The sequence below is a fragment of the Neisseria sp. HMSC070F02 genome (assembly GCF_001814225.1).
Classification (GTDB): domain Bacteria; phylum Pseudomonadota; class Gammaproteobacteria; order Burkholderiales; family Neisseriaceae; genus Neisseria; species Neisseria meningitidis.
Genome location: NZ_KV815342.1, coordinates 1 through 5,141 on the forward strand (window position 1 = coordinate 1; position 5,141 = coordinate 5,141).

Here is a 5,141-nt window from a genome sequence, read left to right on the forward strand (position 1 = left end):
TATGTAGCATTATGTTCTGTATCGTTGTTTACCGTTTCCGCACCTTTGTCCGCCTTAAAGCAGGTAGACACCGCATCGGGATTGGCAGGGCGCTCGACAAGGCTGATTTCCGTCAGCTTCAAACCCGTGATTTGCGACTTGTTCAACTCATCGTGGGCGGTAACGCTGCCGCCGATGGAAAAGCCCTTGTAAACGCCTGTTTTGACCTTCGTCACGGCAACGGGATCGACGATATGCGCCACGAAAAAGGTTCTGCCGTCATCTTCCACGTTGATTTCAATTGCCGTTCCCGCAGCGTTTGAGCCGTGCATCTCGCGCTCCGCGCCAAACTTCATATAATCGGGAATCGCCGCCTTCATAGCTGCCGCCGCGATGACTTCGCCGTCGGAATCGACCGCCTCGCTTGAAGCGTAACCCCAAACCTTGACCGTGCCGTCGTCCTGCGTCTCCATCTTGGCGATTTCTGCGTATAACTTTGTCATGGGTTTACTCCTGCCTGTATAAATGGCATGCTGAATTTAAAGCCCTTTTTCAAGGCTGGAAGTGTACTTGCCTTAACGCTATCCGCTCCAGAACGACACTGCAAAAGGGCTTTATTCATCCTTCAAGATGAAATGGTCGTAATGTTTATGGTCGTCTGGAAATTCCCTTACAATCACACCGATATTTAAAGACTCATTCCCAACCTTGGCAACGGCACGATACTTATGTGCTGCAATAATATCAGGATGACCTTTCTTATCCGAATAAGAACCCTCATATTTTGCGTAGCGCAATAAGTCATCAAGTTTTGTTATGATGGATAATTCCGCCTGATTTGCCTTTGACGTAGCGTGTTTCACACCTTGCCAAGTTACCTTCAGTTCATGCCCGCTGTTTTCATTGACATAGCTTTTGCCGATAAAGTTATCCCGCGCATACTGCATAGCCGCTTTACGAAGCTCCTTTTTTTCGGCAAATTCCCCCAATTCGCCACCCGATACGGAAACAACCTCGCATCGGCAGTTCGGATGACCAGGTATCGTCAATGCGCCGTGTGAGAAAGGCTCGTAAAGCCCGATTACGCCCATCTCGCCGTTGGCATTGCAGACATCGGATACCTTGTCGTCTTTTGCGGTTATCCACTGCTTACCGACAACAAGCCCCGTTTTTTCCCAGCCAATCAGATTGCCCATACCGTCGGCCATTGTCGTTTCCGTTCGGGCGATGGTTTTCGCGCGGGCATTTATGTAGTTGTATGGGTAGATTGGGTGGTTATTTGGCGATATGAAAAGGTTTGCTTGTTGTTTCTGTTATAATTAAAAGTATCTATACGCAGAATGGTTCATATTATGTTTAATCAGGCAGCACAAGAATTGACGACTATCCGCGATATTTTACGTTTTGCAGTCAGCCGTTTTAATGAGGCAGGGCTCTTTTTTGGTCATGGAACAGATAATGCGCATGATGAAGCGGCTTATTTGATTCTGCATACTTTGAATTTGCCTTTGGATATGCTTGCCCCATATCTTGATGCAAAACTCTTGGAAGCTGAAAAAGAGGAAGTGCTGGCGGTTATTGAGCGTCGTGCTGTCGAACACATTCCAGCCGCTTATTTGACACACCAGGCATGGCAGGGAGAGTTTGATTTTTATGTAGATGAACGCGTGATTGTGCCGCGCTCTTTTATTTATGAATTGCTGGGTGACGGACTTCGTCCTTGGATAGAATACGATGAGCTGGTGCATAATGCTTTGGATCTTTGCACTGGAAGCGGATGCCTTGCCATTCAGATGGCGCATCATTATCCTGATGCCCAAATTGATGCGGTTGATGTGAGCTTGGATGCTTTGGAAGTGGCAGGGATCAATGTCGAAGATTATGGTTTGGAAGAACGCATCCGGCTTATTCATACGGATTTGTTTGAAGGATTGGAAGGCACTTATGATTTGATTGTTTCCAATCCGCCTTATGTGGATGCGGAATCGGTTGAGTTATTGCCTGAAGAGTATTTGCACGAACCGGAATTGGCATTGGGCAGCGGGGCGGACGGGTTGGATGCCACCAGGCAGATTCTTCTGAATGCGGCAAAGTTTCTGAATCCCAAAGGTGTATTGCTGGTGGAAATCGGGCATAACAGGGATGTATTGGAAGCAGCGTATCCGGAGTTGCCTTTTACTTGGTTGGAAACCAGCGGGGGCGACGGTTTTGTTTTCCTCTTGACGCGCGAGCAGTTATTGGGTGAAGAGTGAGTTGAAGGGGAAATGCCGTCTGAAGACGATTTGTTTTCAGACGGCATTTTTACGATACGTTGTCTCGGGTTTGATGCTTGGCAGAGAAATCCTTACCATATTGTTTATAAGTTAATTGTTTTTGGCAGTGTTTTAATATAGTGTTGATAGGCGTACTTGGCTTCAATCTATTCAATAGAATAGGTTTATTCCTAACCGGAAAATAATTGTCTTTTCCCTTGCAAATAATTGAAATCAACAGATTACTAAAACACAGCCTTGTTTTTATATCGCTATTGCAATGAAAAAATTATCTCGGATTGTATTTTCAATCGTACTGTTGGGTTTTTCGGCCGCTTTGCCGGCGCAGACCTATTCTGTTTATTTTAATCAGAACGGGAAACTGACGGCGACGATGTCTTCTGCCGCTTATATCAGGCAATATAGTGTGGCGGCGGGTATCGCACACGCGCAGGATTTTTATTATCCGTCGATGAAGAAATATTCCGAACCTTATATCGTTGCTTCAACGCAAATCAAATCTTTTGTGCCTACCCTGCAAAACGGTATGTTGATTTTGTGGCATTTTAATGGTCAGAAAAAAATGGCGGGGGGCTTCAGCAAGGGTAAACCGGACGGGGAGTGGGTCAACTGGTATCCGAACGGTAAAAAATCTGCGGTTATGCCTTATAAAAATGGTTTGAGTGAAGGTACGGGATACCGTTATTACCGTAACGGCGGTAAGGAAAGCGAAATCCAGTTTAAGCAAAATAAGGCAAACGGCGTATGGAAGCAATGGTATGCCGACGGCAGTATCAAGACGGAAATGGTTATGGTCAACGATGAACCTGTCAAGATTCTCACTTGGGATGAAAACGGCCGATTACTCTCGGAGCTGTCTATCCGCCACCATAAACGCAACGGGGTGGTCTTGGAGTGGTATGAAGATGGTTCTAAAAAGAGCGAGGCTGTTTATCAGGATGATAAGTTGGTCAGGAAAACCCAGTGGGATAAGGATGGTTATTTAATCGAACCCTGAATCTTGATGCTGTCTGAAATAGTTTCAGACGGCATTTTGTATGTATATATTGTTGACAATATTTCTTCAAAATCCAACGGTGGTATAATTTCGGACTTTAACGGATATCTGCAAGGAGTAAGCCTGTGAACAATTCAGTCATCACCGTCATCGGCAAAGACCGCGTCGGCATCGTGTACGATGTTTCCAAAATTTTGGCGGAAAACCGAATCAACATCCTTAATATCAGCCAACAGCTGATGGATGATTTTTTTACCATGATTATCTTGGTGGATACCTCGAAATGCCCCAAATCTCGGCAGGAGGTTTTGGATTTGTTTGCGGAAGAGAGCAAAAAACTCGCGCTTGATATCCGTATGCAAAATGAAGAAATCTTCCAAGCGATGCACCGCATTTGAGTCGGAGGAATGTGATGAGTATCCAATCCGGCGAAATTTTAGAAACCGTCAAAATGGTTGCCGACCAGAATTTCGATGTCCGCACCATTACCATCGGCATTGATTTGCACGACTGCATCAGCACCGACATCGACGTGTTAAACCAAAACATTTACAACAAAATTACCACGGTCGGCAAAGACTTGGTGGCGACGGCAAAATATCTGTCTGCCAAATACGGCGTGCCGATTGTGAATCAGCGCATTTCCGTTACGCCGATTGCCCAAATCGCGGCGGCTACCCATGCCGATTCCTATGTCAGCGTGGCGCAAACTTTGGATAAGGCTGCCAAAGCCATCGGCGTGTCCTTTATCGGCGGCTTTTCCGCGTTGGTGCAAAAAGGCATGTCGCCTTCAGACGAGGTGTTAATCCGTTCCATTCCCGAAGCGATGAAGACCACCGACATCGTGTGCAGCTCCATCAATGTCGGCAGTACGCGCGCCGGTATCAATATGGATGCGGTCAAGCTGGCAGGCGAAACCATCAAACGCACGGCTGAAATTACGCCCGAAGGTTTCGGCTGCGCGAAAATCGTCGTGTTCTGCAATGCGGTGGAAGACAATCCGTTTATGGCGGGTGCGTTTCACGGATCGGGCGAAGCGGATGCTGTGATTAATGTCGGCGTATCCGGCCCAGGTGTCGTAAAAGCCGCGTTGGAAAATTCGGATGCAACGACATTGACCGAAGTTGCCGAAGTTGTGAAGAAAACCGCCTTCAAAATTACCCGCGTGGGCGAACTCATCGGCCGCGAAGCCTCAAAAATGCTGAATATCCCGTTTGGTATTCTCGACTTGTCGCTGGCACCGACCCCTGCCGTCGGCGACTCGGTGGCGCGCATTCTTGAAGAAATGGGTTTGAGCGTCTGCGGTACGCACGGCACAACAGCAGCTTTGGCATTGCTGAACGATGCCGTGAAAAAGGGCGGCATGATGGCTTCGAGCGCGGTTGGCGGTTTGAGTGGCGCGTTTATCCCCGTTTCCGAAGACGAAGGTATGATTGCCGCCGCCGAAGCAGGCGTGCTGACGTTGGATAAACTCGAAGCGATGACCGCCGTTTGTTCGGTCGGCTTGGATATGATTGCCGTTCCCGGCGACACACCCGCGCACACCATTTCCGGCATCATTGCCGACGAAGCCGCCATCGGCATGATCAACAGCAAAACCACTGCCGTGCGCATTATTCCGGTAACCGGTAAAACCGTCGGCGACAGCGTCGAGTTCGGCGGCCTGTTGGGCTACGCGCCTGTAATGCCGGTCAAAGAAGGCTCATGCGAAGTGTTCGTCAACCGGGGCGGCAGGATTCCCGCACCGGTTCAATCGATGAAAAACTGATTGCGGTTTTGATGGGGAAATGCCGTCTGAAAGGCTTCAGACGGCATTTTTGTTTATAGGCATCGGGTAAAATGTCTTTAGAAAAGAATATGGGGCTGTCCTAGATAACTAGGGAAATTCAAAT

The 5,141-nt window shown here is 47.9% G+C and carries 6 protein-coding genes; 4 read left to right on the forward strand and 2 right to left on the reverse strand.

Annotation, left to right across the window (positions count from 1 at the left end; translation table 11 throughout):
• The coding region (locus HMPREF2959_RS00345) for an HK97 family phage prohead protease (RefSeq protein ID WP_070696214.1) at nt 1-482 on the reverse strand (482 nt) is incomplete at its 3' end.
• Between the two features lie 111 nt (nt 483-593).
• Entirely contained in the window at nt 594-1,187 is a 594-nt protein-coding gene (locus HMPREF2959_RS00350; protein WP_002243750.1) for an LPD3 domain-containing protein, read from the reverse strand.
• A 144-nt stretch (nt 1,188-1,331) separates the two neighbouring features.
• Here HMPREF2959_RS00350 and prmB point away from each other — a divergent pair, with 144 nt between their 5' ends.
• From prmB to HMPREF2959_RS00375, 4 genes are all read left to right on the forward strand, one after another.
• Nucleotides 1,332-2,231, forward strand: a complete 900-nt coding sequence (gene prmB, locus HMPREF2959_RS00355; RefSeq protein ID WP_002243749.1) for a 50S ribosomal protein L3 N(5)-glutamine methyltransferase — start codon at nt 1,332-1,334, stop codon at nt 2,229-2,231.
• Nucleotides 2,232-2,511: 280 nt separating this feature from the next.
• Complete coding sequence (locus HMPREF2959_RS00365) at nt 2,512-3,249, forward strand: toxin-antitoxin system YwqK family antitoxin (RefSeq protein ID WP_002243748.1); 738 nt, start codon at nt 2,512-2,514, stop codon at nt 3,247-3,249.
• A 125-nt stretch (nt 3,250-3,374) separates the two neighbouring features.
• Nucleotides 3,375-3,647, forward strand: a complete 273-nt coding sequence (locus HMPREF2959_RS00370) for an ACT domain-containing protein (RefSeq protein ID WP_002212673.1) — start codon at nt 3,375-3,377, stop codon at nt 3,645-3,647.
• Between the two features lie 14 nt (nt 3,648-3,661).
• Nucleotides 3,662-5,017: a PFL family protein gene (locus tag HMPREF2959_RS00375; protein WP_002243747.1), complete on the forward strand. Its 1,356-nt coding sequence runs from the start codon at nt 3,662-3,664 to the stop codon at nt 5,015-5,017.
• Nucleotides 5,018-5,141: the final 124 nt, after the last annotated feature.

What these genes read in the sequence shown, in the direction of transcription:
- HMPREF2959_RS00365 (WP_002243748.1), top strand. Translation starts at nt 2,512, where the DNA reads ATGAAAAAATTATCTCGGATTGTATTTTCAATCGTACTGTTGGGTTTT.
- prmB (WP_002243749.1), top strand. Translation starts at nt 1,332, where the DNA reads ATGTTTAATCAGGCAGCACAAGAATTGACGACTATCCGCGATATTTTA.
- HMPREF2959_RS00350 (WP_002243750.1), bottom strand. Translation starts at nt 1,187, where the DNA reads ATGGCCGACGGTATGGGCAATCTGATTGGCTGGGAAAAAACGGGGCTT.
- HMPREF2959_RS00375 (WP_002243747.1), top strand. Translation starts at nt 3,662, where the DNA reads ATGAGTATCCAATCCGGCGAAATTTTAGAAACCGTCAAAATGGTTGCC.